At 62.9% G+C, this 17,536-nt stretch carries 12 protein-coding genes and 1 rRNA gene; 1 reads left to right on the top strand and 12 read right to left on the bottom strand.

What is annotated here, in order from left to right; all coding sequences use genetic code 11:
* Positions 1-410: 410 nt before the first annotated feature.
* The 5 genes from ACZ5G6_RS08550 to ACZ5G6_RS08530 all read right to left on the bottom strand — a co-directional run bounded on the left by ACZ5G6_RS08550 (position 411) and on the right by ACZ5G6_RS08530 (position 8,590).
* A 16S ribosomal RNA gene (locus ACZ5G6_RS08550) occupies positions 411-1,931 on the bottom strand.
* Between the two features lie 841 nt (positions 1,932-2,772).
* Positions 2,773-4,011: an IS256 family transposase gene (locus tag ACZ5G6_RS08545; RefSeq protein WP_498691724.1), complete on the bottom strand. Its 1,239-nt coding sequence runs from the start codon at positions 4,009-4,011 to the stop codon at positions 2,773-2,775.
* A 235-nt stretch (positions 4,012-4,246) separates the two neighbouring features.
* A complete protein-coding gene (gene tyrS / locus ACZ5G6_RS08540; RefSeq protein WP_498690754.1) occupies positions 4,247-5,557 on the bottom strand; it encodes a tyrosine--tRNA ligase in 1,311 nt (436 codons plus the stop codon).
* A gap of 37 nt (positions 5,558-5,594) precedes the next feature.
* Entirely contained in the window at positions 5,595-7,823 is a 2,229-nt protein-coding gene (locus ACZ5G6_RS08535) for a HelD family protein (RefSeq protein WP_498690750.1), read from the bottom strand.
* A gap of 101 nt (positions 7,824-7,924) precedes the next feature.
* Positions 7,925-8,590, bottom strand: coding sequence for a DNA-3-methyladenine glycosylase (locus ACZ5G6_RS08530; RefSeq protein ID WP_498690748.1), 666 nt, complete (start codon positions 8,588-8,590; stop codon positions 7,925-7,927).
* Between the two features lie 81 nt (positions 8,591-8,671).
* Between ACZ5G6_RS08530 and ACZ5G6_RS08525 the strand changes: the two genes are divergently transcribed.
* Positions 8,672-10,162: a DNA-3-methyladenine glycosylase 2 family protein gene (locus ACZ5G6_RS08525; RefSeq protein WP_498690746.1), complete on the top strand. Its 1,491-nt coding sequence runs from the start codon at positions 8,672-8,674 to the stop codon at positions 10,160-10,162.
* A gap of 97 nt (positions 10,163-10,259) precedes the next feature.
* On the opposite strand, the gene ACZ5G6_RS08520 is transcribed toward ACZ5G6_RS08525, so the two are convergent.
* The 7 genes from ACZ5G6_RS08520 to argB all read right to left on the bottom strand — a co-directional run bounded on the left by ACZ5G6_RS08520 (position 10,260) and on the right by argB (position 17,528).
* The gene (locus tag ACZ5G6_RS08520; RefSeq protein ID WP_223936624.1) at positions 10,260-10,997 is read right to left on the bottom strand and encodes a maleylpyruvate isomerase family mycothiol-dependent enzyme; all 738 of its coding nucleotides are present in this window, start codon (positions 10,995-10,997) and stop codon (positions 10,260-10,262) included.
* Between the two features lie 83 nt (positions 10,998-11,080).
* Positions 11,081-12,496 carry an argininosuccinate lyase gene (argH, locus tag ACZ5G6_RS08515; protein ID WP_223936623.1) on the bottom strand — a complete coding sequence of 472 codons (1,416 nt, stop codon included), beginning with the start codon at positions 12,494-12,496 and terminating at the stop codon, positions 11,081-11,083.
* Complete coding sequence (locus ACZ5G6_RS08510) at positions 12,496-13,701, bottom strand: argininosuccinate synthase (protein WP_223936622.1); 1,206 nt, start codon at positions 13,699-13,701, stop codon at positions 12,496-12,498. Before ACZ5G6_RS08510 ends, argH begins: the two co-directional genes overlap by 1 nt.
* Positions 13,702-13,772: 71 nt before the next feature.
* Positions 13,773-14,309: an arginine repressor gene (locus ACZ5G6_RS08505; RefSeq protein WP_223936621.1), complete on the bottom strand. Its 537-nt coding sequence runs from the start codon at positions 14,307-14,309 to the stop codon at positions 13,773-13,775.
* Complete coding sequence (argF, locus tag ACZ5G6_RS08500) at positions 14,309-15,316, bottom strand: ornithine carbamoyltransferase (protein WP_223936620.1); 1,008 nt, start codon at positions 15,314-15,316, stop codon at positions 14,309-14,311. Before argF ends, ACZ5G6_RS08505 begins: the two co-directional genes overlap by 1 nt.
* A complete protein-coding gene (locus ACZ5G6_RS08495; RefSeq protein WP_223936619.1) occupies positions 15,313-16,587 on the bottom strand; it encodes an acetylornithine transaminase in 1,275 nt (424 codons plus the stop codon). The genes argF and ACZ5G6_RS08495 overlap by 4 nt, the downstream gene beginning before the upstream one ends.
* On the bottom strand, positions 16,584-17,528 hold the full coding sequence (gene argB / locus ACZ5G6_RS08490; RefSeq protein WP_223936618.1) for an acetylglutamate kinase: 945 nt from the start codon (positions 17,526-17,528) through the stop codon (positions 16,584-16,586). The genes ACZ5G6_RS08495 and argB overlap by 4 nt, the downstream gene beginning before the upstream one ends.
* Between the last annotated feature and the right edge of the window lie 8 nt (positions 17,529-17,536).

Genomic DNA, 17,536 nt, shown 5'->3' with positions numbered 1-17,536 from the left:
AACAACAACCCCATCAACCAGACCCCCGGACACCACAACCCACAACACGGGGCTGATAACAGTGACCGGCAATACCGGAAGCAGGAACAAGAAGAAACACCAGAACTGTGCCCCCCTGCATTGCTGCAAAAGGTCCTGTTGCCTCAGGACCCAACAGTGCGCCAAACACAACCCACACAATCCACGCCCCGGCACGTTCCTGACAACACCCCACCACCACAAAAGCAGAAAAAGGCGTTGCCGTACTGGCACCAGGACACAACCGGTAAAGGCCATGCCAAAAAACTTTGATTCGTTGATATTCCACCCATGAGCACCCACCGCAGAACAGACGCCTGCGCAATGGGCAACACTGACAACCACCACGCACCCGCATACACGGACACCAGCAGTTGTTAGCAGCTCCTTAGAAAGGAGGTGATCCAGCCGCACCTTCCGGTACGGCTACCTTGTTACGACTTAGTCCCAATCGCCGGTCCCACCTTCGACGGCTCCCCCCACAAGGGTTAGGCCACCGGCTTCGGGTGTTACCAACTTTCGTGACTTGACGGGCGGTGTGTACAAGGCCCGGGAACGTATTCACCGCAGCGTTGCTGATCTGCGATTACTAGCGACTCCGACTTCATGGGGTCGAGTTGCAGACCCCAATCCGAACTGAGACCGGCTTTTTGGGATTAGCTCCACCTCACAGTATCGCAACCCTTTGTACCGGCCATTGTAGCATGCGTGAAGCCCAAGACATAAGGGGCATGATGATTTGACGTCGTCCCCACCTTCCTCCGAGTTGACCCCGGCAGTCTCCTATGAGTCCCCGGCCGAACCGCTGGCAACATAGAACGAGGGTTGCGCTCGTTGCGGGACTTAACCCAACATCTCACGACACGAGCTGACGACAACCATGCACCACCTGTAAACCGACCGCAAGCGGGGCACCTGTTTCCAGGTCTTTCCGGTTCATGTCAAGCCTTGGTAAGGTTCTTCGCGTTGCATCGAATTAATCCGCATGCTCCGCCGCTTGTGCGGGCCCCCGTCAATTCCTTTGAGTTTTAGCCTTGCGGCCGTACTCCCCAGGCGGGGCACTTAATGCGTTAGCTACGGCGCGGAAAACGTGGAATGTCCCCCACACCTAGTGCCCAACGTTTACGGCATGGACTACCAGGGTATCTAATCCTGTTCGCTCCCCATGCTTTCGCTCCTCAGCGTCAGTTACAGCCCAGAGACCTGCCTTCGCCATCGGTGTTCCTCCTGATATCTGCGCATTTCACCGCTACACCAGGAATTCCAGTCTCCCCTACTGCACTCTAGTCTGCCCGTACCCACTGCAGAACCGGAGTTGAGCCCCGGTCTTTCACAGCAGACGCGACAAACCGCCTACGAGCTCTTTACGCCCAATAATTCCGGATAACGCTTGCGCCCTACGTATTACCGCGGCTGCTGGCACGTAGTTAGCCGGCGCTTCTTCTGCAGGTACCGTCACTTTCGCTTCTTCCCTACTGAAAGAGGTTTACAACCCGAAGGCCGTCATCCCTCACGCGGCGTCGCTGCATCAGGCTTTCGCCCATTGTGCAATATTCCCCACTGCTGCCTCCCGTAGGAGTCTGGGCCGTGTCTCAGTCCCAGTGTGGCCGGTCACCCTCTCAGGCCGGCTACCCGTCGTCGCCTTGGTAGGCCATTACCCCACCAACAAGCTGATAGGCCGCGAGTCCATCCAAAACCACAAAAGCTTTCCACCCCCCACCATGCGATGAGGAGTCATATCCGGTATTAGACCCAGTTTCCCAGGCTTATCCCAGAGTCAAGGGCAGGTTACTCACGTGTTACTCACCCGTTCGCCACTAATCCCCCCAGCAAGCTGGAGATCATCGTTCGACTTGCATGTGTTAAGCACGCCGCCAGCGTTCATCCTGAGCCAGGATCAAACTCTCCGTTGAAAACAAAAAAATCAAACAGACACAACCACACCCACCGGAAATAACGACGGACCATGGCTGCACAAAATTCGAAACCAGCTGAAAACCAGACCACCACACACGGGGGTGCGCAGCAATCCGGCCATAATTTCAACCAATCAATAAAACAATCGGCATCAACAAACTTGGCACACTATTGAGTTCTCAAACAACAGGTCACTATTCCAAAGCTGTACCACCACCAACCCAAACGGGCCACTGGATCGCTCCGGAGCAACTTTTCAAACTTACCCGAACAACCGCATCCTGGCAAATCAGCGTTCCCGCGATTCCCGATCCGATCCTCGGCCCCACCCGGCTACCCGCACGCCCAAAAGCGCACCATATTCCAGGCTGTTATCAAAGGGGGTCGGCCCCCACGGCTTCCAGCTCCAAGCTGTCTCACTCGCGGCGACTCAGAAGACATTACACGCCCACAAGCCCCCACACAAATCCACCCCAACACCACCCAAAAACCCCGCAAACACACGCCAAACACCCCCATCCAGGGCTTAGCACCAGCCCGGAATCGCCAAAACAACTACCGTGAAGCCCGTCACACGGCTCAAGCCCCACGACCCAGGCCGCCAGGCACTAACGCCAACTACCGCCGTCGAACGTTCCCAACCCCGCCACCAGAAAACCTCACGACGTGAGAGAACAACCCCCCCAAACCCGTCGCCATGTGAGAGAACGATGCTCGAAAACAACGATTACGTGAGAGAGCAACGCCCAAAACGCCTCAGGACGTGAGAGAAAAACCAAAGGCGGCGGTCACCCGGCAGGGGAGTGTCCGTTTAACGGTGGATTCGGGTGTTGGTGTTTATGTGATTCTGCCTTCGAACGTGATGGCGAAGGCATTCAGTGCCGGTTTCCATCGTGCTATCCATCGTGCTCTGCTCCGGCCGGTGGGGTCCAGTGCCCGGGTGGCCAGGTAGAGGCATTTTAAGGCGGCGGGGATGGTGGGGAAATGTCCGCGTGCTCTGACTGCCCGCCGGTATCGTGCGTTCAGGGATTCGATGGCGTTTGTGCTGCAGATGACCTTACGGATCTCCACGTCGTAGTCCAGGAACGGGATGAACTCGCTCCAGGCGTTCTCCCACAGCCGGATGATGGCCGGATACTGCTTGCCCCATTTACCGGCGAACTCTCCGAGGCGTTCTTTGGCCGCGGTCTCGGACGGTGCGGTGTATATCGGGCGGAGGTCCCGGGCCATTTCGGTCCAGCACTTCCTTGAGGCGTAACGGAAGGTGTTCCGGACCAGATGCACGATGCAGGTCTGGACTACAGCCTGGGGCCAGACGGTATTGATCGCATCCGGCAGGCCTTTGAGCCCGTCGCAAACGGTGATGCACACGTCCTCGACGCCCCGGTTCTTGATCTCGGTCAGCACCGCGAGCCAGAACTTCGCCCCTTCACCGCCGTCGCCGGCCCACAACCCAAGGACGTCACGTTCACCATTGACGGTGACACCAATGGCCACGTAGATGGGCCGGTTGGTGACTTGCCCGTCGCGGACTTTGACGTGGATAGCGTCAATGAACATCGCCGGGAACACCCTGTCCAGAGGACGGTTCTGCCATTCGGTCATTTCTCCAACGACCTTCTCGGTGATCCTGGAGATGGTGTCCTTGGAAACCCTTGCGCCGAACACGTCAGCGAAGTGGGCCGCGATTTCCCCGGTCGTGAGTCCTTTAGCGCTCAATGACAGGATGATCTCGTCCACACCGGTCAAACGGCGTTGTCGCTTCTTCACCGTCTGGGGATCAAACGTGGAACCGGTATCCCGGGGCACGTCGATCTCCACCGGCCCGATCTCCGTCAGCACTGTCTTCGAACGGGTGCCGTTGCGTGAATTCCCGCTGCCCCGCCCTGCCACTTCGTGCTTGCCGTATCCCAGATGCTCATCCATTTCCGCTTCCAGGGCGGTCTCCAGGACGTTCTTGGTCAGTTTGTTCAACAGCCCTCCCGGTCCAACAAGCTCAAACCCCTGTTCCTTGGCCTGAGACAGGAGCTGCTGCGCCAACTCTTGCTGATCCACCTCGGTCGCCATGGGGCCCATGATCTCGCTCATGATCAGTCCTCCCCGCCAAGCAACGCTTGGCGTGTCAGGCCAACCCCGGATCCACCGTTATTCCGACACTCCCCCCGGCAGCGCGCGTCAAAGCGAGGAACGAGCGAACGCGCAGAGGATGACCGCTGCCTCCGCACGGCAGGACAAGCACGCTTAAACGCAGAAAGGGCCGGCAACCATAACAGTTGCCGGCCCTTTCAGGTATGTGCGTTGAGCAGGCGAACTAGGCCGAAACCTCAATGGTCGCCAGGTTCTTCTTGCCCCGGCGAAGGAGCAGGTACCGGCCATGAAGCAGTTCGTCCTGGGCGATAACAGCCTCGGGATCGGACACCTTGGTGTTGTTCACGTAGGCGCCGCCCTCGCCGACGGTCCGGCGGGCTGCCGACTTGCTGTCGGACAAACCGGAGGCCACCAACAGGTCGATGATCCCAAGACCCTCGGCACTGATCTTGGCGGAGGGAAGTTCCGACGTCGCTGCTTCCAGGGTGCGCTCGTCCAGGACGGTGAGGTCGCCGTTTCCGAAAAGTGCTGCCGAAGCGGCGATGACCTTTTCGGTTGCATCGATGCCATGCACCAAGGAGGTGACCTCGAACGCAAGCTTCTTCTGGCCTTCCCGCGCGAAGGGACGCTCCGCTACGGCCCGGCCAAGCTCTTCAATTTCTGCGCGCGAAAGGAACGTGAAGACCTTGAGCCTGTCCACCACGTCAGCATCGGCCGTGTTCAGCCAGAACTGGTAGAACGCGTACGGGCTGCACATTTCGGGGTCCAGCCAGATGGCGTTGCCCTCGCTCTTGCCGAACTTGGTGCCGTCAGAGTTGGTGATGAGCGGCGTACCAAGGGCGTGGACGCTCTTGCCTTCCACCTTGCGGATCAGTTCCGTACCGCTGGTGAGGTTGCCCCACTGGTCCGAGCCGCCGGTCTGCAGTGCACAGCCGTAGTCACGGAACAGTTGGAGGTAGTCCATGCCCTGCAGGATCTGGTAGCTGAACTCGGTGTAGCTGATGCCCTCTTCGGAGCTCAAACGCGAGGCGACTGCATCCTTGCGCAGCATGGTGCCCACCCGGAAGTGCTTGCCGATCTCACGGAGGAAGTCGATGGCACTCAGCGGCGCCGTCCAGTCCAGGTTGTTGACCATGCGCGCCGCGTTCTCGCCCTCGAAACTGAGGAAACGGCGCACCTGGCCCTGGAGGTAGCCGACCCACTCCGCCACCGTGTCCTTGGTGTTCAAGGTGCGCTCCGCCGTCGGACGCGGATCACCGATCAGGCCCGTGGAACCCCCAACCAGGCCGAGCGGCTTGTGGCCCGCCAACTGCAGGCGCCGCATCAGCAGCAGCTGCACGAGGTTACCCAGGTGGAGGGACGGAGCAGTGGGATCGAAGCCACAGTAATACGTGATCGGGTCCCCGGCGAGCAGCTTTTCCAGTTCCGTTTCATCGGTGGAAACGTGGACCAGGCCGCGCCATTTGAGCTCCTGCCAGATGTTGGCAAAGGCGGGATCGTTGTGCTGGGACTCGATGTTGTTTACGTGTGACACGAGTTCTAAGTTAGCAGGATTGTTGAGTCCACTTTTCCTAGCGTTCGATGCCGGCAGGTAGCGGTGCCGCAGCGATGAGCCTGAGCCGCTGCGTGGGTCGGGTCATGGCGACGTACAGGTCGCCCACCTTGCCATGCTCATGATTGAGCATGGCGGCCGGTTCCAGGACGATGACGCCATCAAATTCCAGACCCTTCGCTTCCTTGGGACTGATGACCACGATGTCCTGCTCGTAGCTTCCAGCCCCCGCGCCGATGCGGCGACCGTAGATCGCGCGCAGCGCCGCAGTCGCCTGCGGCAGCAGGGGGCCGTCGGCGATCACAGCGAGCAGGCCGCCGTCGATGGCTTCCACTTCCCCGGGCAGGACCTCGACCAGGCGCGACACGATGCCGTCCGCTTCGACGCGGTCCACGATGGGTGACCATTTGCCTTCGCGGACGGCCTTCGGAGCGGAGACCACGAGGCCTGCGCGGTTGGCCATCCGGACAGCAGCTTCCGCGATCTGGGATGGCGTGCGGTAGTTCACGGTCAGCTCTTCGAGCTGCCAACGGTCACCGAACGACGGCGCCAGTGCGCTTTGCCACGAATTGGCACCGGCCGCGGCACTCGTCTGGGCGATGTCCCCCACGATCGTGAAGGACTTGAGGGGACAGCGGCGCACGAGGAGCCGCCATTGCATGGCCGAAAGTTCCTGGGCCTCATCAACCACGATGTGGCCGAAAGCCCACGAACGGTCGCTCGTGGCGCGCTCCGCTGCGGTGAGCCGGTTCTCGCGCTCCTGGTTCTGGTCTGCCAGCTCTTCCGCGCTCACCAAGACATCCACGCCCATGGCTTCCATGTTGGCCAGGGTCTGCTTGGCGTTGGCGAGATCGCGGGCGCGGTCTGCTTCCTGCTGGGCCAGTCCCCTGCCCGCGGCAGGGTCCAGCTCACCCAGCAGCTCGGCAGCTTCGTCCAGGAGCGGGACGTCGGCCTCGGTCCAGGGCGCATCGACGGGCCGCTGCAGCAGCGAACGCTGTTCCGGTGTCAGATGCGGCGTGCAGGCCTCCAGGATGGCGGGTTTGCTGAAGAGCTCGGAGATCAGCTTCTCCGGCGTCATCGGCATCCAGCAAAGGTTCAACGCGATGCGGACGTCCCTGGCAGACCGGACGTCTTCGGCGAGGTAGGCGCGATCGGCGTTATTGCCGATGTTCGATTCCTCGACGAGGTCAGTCAGTTGCTCCGTAAGCTCACGCAGGAGGATCTTGACGAACGTGAGCCGGGCTTCGTTGTGAGGCTTTCCGGTGGCCCGGGCCTTTTCCCGTGCACGGCGGACCTGGCGGACGGTCAGCGTCAGCTTGCGGGAATCGACTTCGAGAATGCGGTCTTCTGCAGGCGTACGTTGCCGGTTCGCGACGGCGTTCGCCACCACCGTGGCCATGTCGAGCTTGCCCTTGAGGGCCGCGACGTCAGCGTCTTCCTCTGGAACAGCGTGGATTCCGGGCATAAGGCGGCCCAGGCTCGCCATGACAACGCCGGTCTCGCCCAGCGATGGAAGGACGCGCTCGATGTAGTGCATGAACGACGACGACGGGCCAACGAGAAGCACACCAGCACTCTTGAGGCGGTCGCGGTGCGTGTACAGCAGATAGGCGGCGCGATGGAGTGCGACGGCCGTCTTACCCGTGCCTGGACCTCCTTGGACGACAAGCGCCCCGGAGATGGAGGAACGGATGATCCTGTCCTGCTCAGACTGGATGGTTCCCACGATGTCGGACATGCGGCCCGTGCGCTTGGAATTCAAGGCCGCGAGGAGCGCACCCTCGCCCTGCAGGGAATCGTTGTCCGCGAGCATCCCGGCGTCCAGGACGTCGTCCTCGATCGCTTTCACGTCGCGACCTTGCAGGATCAGGTGCCGACGGCGGCGCACGCCTTGGCGGTCGAACGCGGTGGCCTGGTAGAAGTGGCCGGCTTCGGGCGCACGCCAGTCAACCATGAGCCGCTGGAGATCGGACGTGGACAACCCGATGCGGCCGATGTACTGCGCCTCACCCGAATCCAGATCGAGGCGCCCGAACACCAAACGGTCGTCGACGGCGTCGAGCTGGGCAAGACGGTCCTCGTACAGAGCGGCGAACGCGTCACGTTCCGAAACGTTTTGCATGGTTCCCACTGCACCGGCCTTGCGCACCTGCGCCAGTTGGGCGCGCTTTTCTTCCCGCAGCTCATCGAGCCGGGCGTATAGCCCAGCAACGTATTCCTGCTCGTGGACCAAATCAGCGTCGTGCATCGAACCGTAACCCCTATCGCAAAAGACAGACCGTCCATTCTACAGCGATTTTGGTAAACGTGCGGGGTGCATGCCACATGGCGGACCAAGGGCCCAAAAGTTCACGCGCGGTTGCGTGGCCGCGCTGCTTTGTATCGTGACACGGTGGGATCGTCTTCGATCCAGAAGCGCCAAGGATAGTCGGTACTCCCACCGGGACCAGCCACTCCAACCCGCGGCCCGCTGGCCACGGCCGCTGCCGGAGTCTTGGGCAACCAGAGGCCCAATGGTGGGGCGAGAGCGTCACGCCCGGTGTCCGCCGTCGTGAGTCCCAGCGCGGAGGCGAGCCGTGCCGGTCCACTCGCCAAGTCCTTGTGCGTTTTGGAGGCAGGCCTGCGGACACTGGCGAGGCCCTCACCATCGACAATCTCGCCGGCCCGCAAGAGCAGCGCGGACGGTGAGCCCTCGGGACCGCACACGATATTGGCACAGTAGTGCATGCCGTAAGTGAAGTAGACGTACAGGAATCCCGGCGGTCCGAACATGGGCGCGTTCCGGGCAGTGGGACCGCCGAAGGTGTGCGACCCGGGATCGGGGTGTTCGGAATCGTGTGGACCCATATACGCCTCCACCTCCGTGAGCCTGACCGAGACCGGGCCGGCTTCGGAATGGTGGCTGAGCACGGCGCCCAGTATCAGCGGAGCGATAACACGCGGATCCCCCTCAAGGAACCTACGCACTTCTTCGGGGCCGCTGACGCCGTTGCCGTTCTCCATGGACGAGCTCATGACCAGACACTAGCAAAACAGCAGAACGGCCATGTCCGATTTCCGCTAGCAGTGGCGAGGGCCGGCTGGCAGGATGAAGGAATGGACTTCTGGCAGCGCTACAGGGCAATCGACGCCCGGGACACCCGGTTCGACGGTCAATTCTTCACGGCCGTCAGCTCCACGGGCATCTACTGCCGACCGTCGTGCCCCGCCCGGACGCCGAAGGCCGAGAACGTCACGTTCTACGAAACCTCGGCCGCTGCCCACGAAGCCGGGTACCGCGCTTGCAAGCGATGCCTCCCGGAAGCCGTCCCCGGCACGCCGGCTTGGAACATCCGCTCGGACATCGCCGGCCGCGCGATGCGCCTCATCAACGACGGCGTCATCAGCCGCGAGGGCGTCGACGGCCTCGCGCACCGCCTGGGCTACTCCGCACGGCAACTCAACCGCATCCTCAGCCATGAACTGGGTGCCGGTCCCCTCTCCTTGGCACGGGCAAGCAGGGCGCAGACGGCCAGGACGCTGCTGGTCTCGACAGATATGCTGCTCGCCGACGTCGCCTTCGCTTCCGGTTTCAACAGCGTGCGGCAATTCAACGACACCATCGCAGAGGTGTTCGCGATGACCCCGACGGCGTTGCGTGCCACGGGCGCGAAATCCGGCGTTCGCCGGGGTGCTGGGGAGGCAAGCGACGGGACGCCAGCGGCTCTGACGTTGAATCTGCCGTATCGGGAGCCCTTCGACCCGGGAATCTTCGACTTCCTGGCAGTTCGTGCGGTGCCGGGCATCGAGGCGGCAAGCACCGGACACGATGGAACCAGGACCTATGCCCGAACCCTTCGCCTTCCCCGGGGCAACGCCTCGTTCTCGGTGGCCTACAGCCCCTCAAGGCAGGGCAATCCATTGCAGTTGTCAGCCAGCGTCGTGGACCTCCACGACCTCCCGGTCTTGTTGAGTCGTGTGCGCAGGTTGTTCGATCTGGACGCCGATCCAGAAGCGATCGACGACGCCTTGGCCATGGACCCCCGGCTCACAGGGAGCATCAAGGAGATTCCTGGAATTCGCGTGCCGGGAGCCGTCGACCCCCAGGAATTGCTGGTCAGGGCAATGATCGGCCAGCAGATCACGGTTGCTGCTGCCCGAACGGCCCTGACCCAATTGTCCGCTGTCGGATCCCCGGCCGATGGCGGATTTCCCGGCTTGGAACGCCTGTTTCCGACCGCGGCGGAACTCGCCGAACACGGCCGCACCCTGCTGCGGGGACCGCAGCGCCGCATCGAGTCCATCGTTGCCGTGGCCGAAGCGATGGCCACGGGGGCCCTCGAGTTCGGCTACGGCGACGACCTTGCAGGGTTGGGGCGCATGTTGCTGCCCTTGCCAGGAGTTGGGCCCTGGACTGTAGGGTATGTCGCCATGCGGGTGCTGGGAGCGCCGGACGTTTTCCTGGGCAACGACGCCGCAGTGAGAAACGGGCTGAAAGCCCTCCCGACGGGTCCCGGCCTCAGCTCTGAATTCGGGGAAGTCAGCCCTTGGCGGTCCTACGCCACCATGCATTTGTGGCGCGCGGCAGCAAAGCCCAAGAAGGCGTAGCCCCAACGCGACAGGACGTGCGAGAGCATCACCCCAAACGCGTCAGGAAGTGCGAGAGCATCACCCCAAACGCCACAGGAAGTGCGAGAGCATCACACTAGCGGGCCGCAGGTTGTGCCGCGGGCCACGGAAGGAGCTCGGGCAGGTCGACTCCGTCGGCCGCCGCGGTGGCACGCAGGCTTCCCAGGCTTGGTTCGCGGCCAGCGAGCCATGCCGCAATGTCCGTGAGCATACCCGTGATGGCAATCGATGTGCCCCCGCTGCCGATGACTTGCTGCGGTAGTCCTGTTGGTTGGAGGACAAATTTGTAGGTCTCCGGAACCCGTGCTTCGAGGAAATTGAACAAGTGCTCGCACAGGGGGCGGCTCCACGTCTCTGGTCCGTAACCCAAACCCAGGTCAGAGGCGTGGATGACGAGCTCGCGCCACAGCGCCAGGCCGCCGTCGAGGACTGTGCCGTTCCGGTAGCTGATGCGGGCCTCCCAGTCGTCGGGTCCCAAAGCATCAAACGCCGAGAGGGCCCGCGCCAACGCGGTTTCCACGGACTCCTTGTGTTCCTGGAGGCTGTGCCCGGCGGCAAGTTCGATCGCCTTCGTACGGCCCTCCACCCCGCCGTCGTAAAGTTCCACCGTTTCGCCGCGCCGCGCGAATTCCAGTTGCCGGGCCATCGCGTTCGAGATTCCGGCGATGTGGGCAAGGACGTGGCCACGGGTCCAGCGTGGGAGCTCGGACGGTTCCGGCACGGAAGCTTCGTCCATTTTGGTGAGGAGACGGGTGACAATGTCAGCGGCTTTGTGAAGCTCTGCAGGCAGCGTCTGAGCTGTGATTGCGGTCATAGCGCCATGTTAACGCACAGCGGGACGGCACCCCGCGACAGAAATGCTTGGAGCATACCTGCGAGGTGCCGCCCCGTGGTGTTTCAGCTGGCGTAGGAGCGCGCAGCGTCCAGTTCAGCTTCGAGGGCTGCCAATTGGCGTTCGACGGCGGCTGGTGCCGTTCCGCCCTGCGAGTTGCGGCTGTTGAGCGAACCTTCAGTGCTGAGCACGCTCCGGACCTCAGGAGTCAGGTGCTCCGAAATCGCTGCGTACTCCTCGTCCGTCAGGTCCCACAGCTCCACGCCGCGGCCCTCGGCCTGCTTGACGGCAGCACCGGAGAGCTCGTGGGCCTCGCGGAAGGGCACGCCCTGGCGGACCAGCCATTCAGCGATGTCCGTGGCAAGCGCGAACCCTTGTGGGGCCAGCGACTCCATGCGTTCAGTGTTGAACTTCAGCGTCGCAATCATGCCGGAGACGGCAGGGAGCAACAGTTCCAGGGTGTCGGCGGCGTCGAACACTGGCTCCTTGTCCTCCTGGAGATCGCGGTTGTACGCGAGCGGCAGTCCCTTGAGCGTGGCGAGCAGCCCGGTGAGGTTGCCGATGAGGCGGCCTGCCTTGCCGCGCGCGAGCTCCGCAACGTCCGGGTTCTTCTTCTGCGGCATGATGGAGGACCCCGTGGAGTAGGAGTCATGCAGGGTCACGAAGGAGAATTCCTTGGTTGCCCAGAAGATGACTTCCTCGGAGATCCGTGAAAGATCCACACCGATCATCGAGCACACCCAAGCGAACTCGGCGAAGACATCGCGGGAGGCTGTGCCATCGATCGAGTTGTGGACTGCCGAGAAGAAACCGAGATCGGCTGCAACGGCCTCGGGATCAAGTCCCAGCGAAGAACCTGCCAAGGCACCCGAACCGTACGGCGAGACGCCCGCACGCTTGTCCCAGTCCTGGAGGCGCTGCACATCGCGCAGCAGTGCCCAGGCATGGGCTAGCAGGTGGTGGCTCAAGAGCACGGGCTGGGCGTGCTGCAAGTGGGTCCGGCCCGGCATGGCCACACCTTGGTGTGCCTTGGCCTGCTCGACGAGGGCATCGATGGTGGCGAGTACGCCACTGGCGATGATGCGGGCGTGGTCGCGCAGGAACATGCGGCCCAGAGTGGCTACCTGGTCATTGCGGGACCGGCCGGCGCGGAGCTTGCCGCCCAACTGTGTGCCTGCCCGTTCGATCAGGCCGCGTTCCAGCGAACCGTGCACATCTTCGTCACTCTCGGCGGGCTGGTAGGCGCCGCTCGCGACGTCCTCATCCAGCTGGGTGAGTGCGGCAAGCATGCCCTCGAGCTCTGCGTCATCCAGCAATCCGGCCTTCGCCAGCACCCGGGCGTGCGCCTTGGAACCAGCAATGTCGTAGCGGGCCAGCCGCCAGTCAAAGTGCGTGGACTTGCTCAGTGCGGCAAGCGCATCCGCGGGGCCGCCGGCGAACCGGCCGCCCCACAGTGCACCTTCATTTGTTGCGGACGTCATTACTCGCCCGAGACCCGGAGGTCGCGGCCCGAGGCGACCTTGGAGGACATGCCCCACAGCTCGATGAATCCGCGCGCCATGGACTGATCGAACGTGTCGCCGGTGTCGTACGTGGCGAGGTCGAAGTCGTACAGCGAGGTGTCCGAACGGCGTCCGTTGACGATTGCCTGTCCGCCGTGCAGCACCATGCGGATGTCGCCGGAGACGTACTTCTGGGTGTCCTCGATGAACGCGTCCAGGGAGCGCTTCAGCGGGGAGAACCACTGGCCGTCGTAGACCAGCTCGGCCCAGCGCTGGCCAACGGTGGCCTTGAAGCGGGCCTGCTCGCGCTCGATCGTGACATCCTCGAGGTGTTTGTGCGCCGTGATCAGCGCCATGGCACCCGGTGCCTCGTAGATTTCGCGGGACTTGATGCCAACGAGGCGGTCCTCGACGACGTCGATGCGGCCAACGCCCTGCGCGCCGGCACGGCGGTTCAGTTCCTGGATGGCCTGCAGCGGGGTGACCTTCACGCCGTCGATGGCAACCGGCACGCCGGCTTCGAAGGAAATGGTGACCTCGTCCGGCGCCGGCGGGAACTCCGGGGTGGCGGTGTAGTCGTAGATGTCCTTGGTGGGAGCATTCCAGATGTCCTCAAGGTAGCCGGTCTCGACGGCGCGTCCCCAGACGTTCTGGTCGATCGAGTACGGGTTCTTCTTGGTGGTCTCGATCGGCAGGCCCTTTTCCTCAGCGAAGGCAATCGCCTTGTCGCGGGTCAGGGCGAGGTCGCGGACGGGCGCGATGCACTTCAGGTCCGGGCCGAGGGTCTGGATGCCGACTTCGAAGCGGACCTGGTCGTTGCCCTTGCCGGTGCAGCCGTGAGCGACGGTGGTAGCACCGAACTCGCGGGCAGCCTTCACCAGGTGCTTGACGATCACCGGACGCGAAATGGCGGACACCAGCGGGTAGTGGCCCTGGTACAGGGCGTTGGCCTTCAGCGTCGGCATGGCGTATTCGTTGGCGAATTCGTCGCGGGCGTCGGCAACGTAGGCTTCGACGGCGCCGCAACCAAGGGCGCGCTGGCGGATGGTCTCCAGGGACTCGCCGCCCTGTCCAACGTCGACGGCCACGGCGATGACCTCGGCGCCGGTGGCTTCACCGATCCAGCCGATGGCTACGGACGTATCGAGGCCACCGGAGTAGGCCAGAACAATGCGCTCAGTCACGAGAGTGCTCCTTTGTTGTTGCTTGGTTCATTCGAATCAATGCTGTGTGAATCAATGCTGAAAAAGATCAATTAGTTGCCAGGCCCGGCTTCTTCGGCCATGCGCAGGAAACGCGCCGCCAGTTCTGCCCCGCCATCGGGATCCCGTGCGACCAGCAGCAAAGTGTCGTCGCCTGCGATCGTACCCAATACCGACGGCATCACCGAGTGGTCGATGGCGAGTGCTAGGAAGTTCGCGGCCCCAGGAGGTGTTCGCAGGACAACAATGTTGCCCGAAGCCTCAGCCGTTACGAGCAGTTCACCGCATAGCCGGGAGAGCCGCGCGTCTAGTATTTCCTGCGTGACGCCGCTTTTAGCGTTACGGTCACCGCCCTCCCCGGGAACGGCATAGACCAGTGCGCCTTCCTTGCCGCGAACCCTGACCGCGCCAAGTTCCACAAGGTCGCGGGACAGCGTGGCTTGGGTGACCTGAACGCCGTCGTCCGCCAGCAGGGCTGCAAGCTCTGCCTGGGAACGCACGGACTCACCCGTCAGGATCGCGGTGATACGCGCCTGGCGTGCGGTCTTGGTGGCCGGGCTGGCGCCCGGAACCGACGGATTCGTGGACACTAGAACGTGCTCTCCCCAGTGCCTTCAACGGGAGATAGGCCGTCCACGAACGCGAGTCCGGAACGGTGCATCAGCCAGGCCATGAGTGCCTTCTGGGCATGGAGTCGGTTTTCCGCCTCGTCCCAGACGATTGACTGCGGGCCATCGATGACGCCTGCGGATATTTCATAGCCCCGGTACGCCGGAAGGCAGTGAAGAACCACGGCGCCCGGCGCGGCCTGCGCCATGGCTGCCTCGTCCACTGAGTAGTCGCGGAAGAGCTGCATCCGGGCTTCCTTCTCCGCTTCCTGGCCCATTGACACCCAAGTGTCAGTTGCCACGACGTCGGCGCCCTTAAGTGCCTCGGCTGCATCACTCGTGACGAGGACGGAGCCGCCCGTCTCCGTTGCGCGCGCTTCAGCCGCTTCTACGATTTCCGCCGCCGGCAAGTAGCCAACGGGACCGGAAATACGGACGTGCATGCCAGCCGTTACGCCAGCAAGAAGGTAGGAATTCGCCATGTTGTTGGCGGCGTCACCGAGGTAGGCCATGGTCAGGCCCCTCAGTTCGCCTTTGTGCTCCTTGACCGTCAGCAGGTCAGCGAGGAGCTGGCATGGGTGGTAATCGTCGCACAGGGCGTTGATGACCGGTACCTTGGAGTTCTCGGCCATGGCGACCAGGCCCGAGTGGGCCCCGGTCCGCCACACGATGGTGGAGACCATACGCTCAAGGACCTTGGCAGTGTCCTCCACGGATTCCTTGTGGCCGATCTGTGCTTCGCCGGGGTTGATGATGAGCGCGCTGCCGCCCATGTCCGCAACGCCCGTGGCAAAGGAAACACGGGTTCGGGTGGAGGTCTTGTCAAAGATGACGGCGACAGTCTTGCGGCCGTTGCCTTCGCCAGCGAAGGGTTGGACGCTGTACGGAGCGGCCTTCATGCGTACCGCGAGCTCAAGGACCTCAGCTTGTTCGGCTGGGCTCAGGTCCGTGTCCTTGAGGAAGTGACGGGTGGTGGTGGATGTAGTCACTGTGAGTCCTTAGCAGTTTGGGCCGTAGCCGTTGCAATCAGCTCAGGCAGCGCAGCCAGGAAACGGTCTGCCTGCTCGATGGTGAGGATCAGCGGAGGCGCAAGCCGGATGGTCCGGGGCCCGGGGCTGTTGATTATGAAGCCTGCCTCCAACGCCGCCGTCACCATGGCAGGCGCTATATCGGCATTGACGTCGAATCCGATGAGGAGACCTTCGCCGCGTACTTCAGTGACGGAATCAAGCTCGGCCAGTCCGTCACGCAAGTGCGCTCCGACGGCCAGCACATTCTGAAGAACGCCCTGGCTCTCGATCGCATGCAGCGTGGCAAGGGCAGCCGCGGTCGCCACGGGGTTTCCACCGAAAGTGGTCCCGTGCTGTCCGGCGGTGAGCAGGGCCGACGTCGTGCTTCCGAAAGTGATCAGCGCACCAACGGGGAAGCCACCACCAAGACCCTTGGCCAGCGTGATGGCGTCCGGGACGATGCCCGCGTCTTCGCTGGCGAGCCACTTGCCGGTCCGGCCGATCCCTGTCTGGACCTCATCAAGGATCAGCAGCGCACCGGCCTTGCTGGTTGCTTCCCGGGCCGCCCGCAGGTACTCGGCGCTCAACGGCCGGACACCAGCTTCGCCCTGGATCGGCTCAAGGAAGACGGCTGCTGTGGAATCGTCGACGGCGGAGCGCAGGGCTTCGATGTCACCGAACGGGATGTGGACCACACCGCCGGGCAGCGGCTCGAAAGGAGTCCGGTAGGCCTCTTTCGCCGTGAGTGCCAAGGCACCCATGGTGCGGCCGTGGAAAGCGCCTTCGAGGGCAATGATCTTGGTGCGCTTGCCTGCGGGCCCTTCGCTGTTGCGCCTTGCGAGCTTGAATGCAGCCTCGTTGGCCTCCGTGCCGGAGTTCGCGAAGAAGACCTTGGATCCGGCCGGAGCGTTGGTGATGGCCAGAAGTTTCTCGGCCAACGCGATCTGCGTGGGGCTCGTGAAGAAATTGGAGACGTGTCCCAGGGTGGCGAGCTGGCTGGAGATCACCGAGGTGACGAACGGGTGGGCGTGGCCCAGGGCGTTCACGGCGATGCCACCGAGGAGATCCAGATACTCCTTGCCGTCGGCATCCCACACGAGGCAACCCGCACCGCGGACCAGGACCCGCTGCGGCGTGCCGAAGACGCCCATCAGCGACGTCGAATAACGTGCGAGCCAGTCACTCCCGGTGCTGTGGCCAGTGATGGCATCGGCAGGGGTTTCGACCAATTCTGCTTTGTTGGTGCTCATGCGGTCACTTCCTCATCAGGTACTACCTGGGTGCCTATGCCGGCGGTCGTAAAGGTTTCCAGCAGCATCGAGTGCGGCAGCCGGCCATCCACGATGTGCGCGCGTTCCACGCCTTCGTCGATGGCCTTCAGGCAGGCGGCCATCTTGGGGATCATGCCCGACTCAAGCTTGGGCAGCATCTCGCGGAGTTCGGACGCTGTCAGCGAAGAGATCAGCGACGATTTGTCCGGCCAGTTGGCGTAGAGGCCCTCGACGTCGGTCAGGATGACGAGCTTGGTGGCGCCCAACGCCGAGGCGACAGCTGCGGCCGCCGTGTCTGCGTTGACGTTCAGGACCTGGCCAGTAGTGGGACCGGAGCCGTTCCCGTCATCGAGGATTTCCGGAGCGACCGTGGAAATCACGGGGATGCGGCCGGCGTCGAGGATGTCCTTGATACCGGCGGGATCCACGCCCACGACTTCGCCCACCAAGCCGAGGTCCACTTCCTCGCCGTCCACAACGGTTCCGGTGCGCACGGCGCGCAACAGGCCGCCATCCTCACCAGACATGCCAACAGCATAGGGACCATGCGAATTGATCAAACCCACGAGTTCACGTCCCACCTGACCGGTGAGAACCATGCGAACCACATCCATGGCTTCCGGAGTGGTGACGCGGAGTCCGCCCTTGAACTCGGACTCGATGCCGAGGCGGCCAAGCATGGAGTTGATCTGGGGGCCGCCGCCATGAACCACCACAGGGTGGATTCCCACGTGGTGGAGGAACACGATGTCTTCGGCGAAGGCTCGGCGAAGGTCATCGTTGACCATGGCGTTGCCGCCGTACTTGATCACCATGGTGGTTCCAGCGAAACGCTGGATCCAGGGCAGTGCCTCGATGAGTGTGCCCGCTTTGTCCTGGGCATCGCTCATCGACGTGGTTTCCCGGGTGTGCGCAGTCATAGTCATCC

The sequence above is a fragment of the Arthrobacter sp. TmtSoilC51 genome, assembly GCF_055388015.1.
This window is presented reverse-complemented; position numbering and strand designations above follow the sequence as displayed.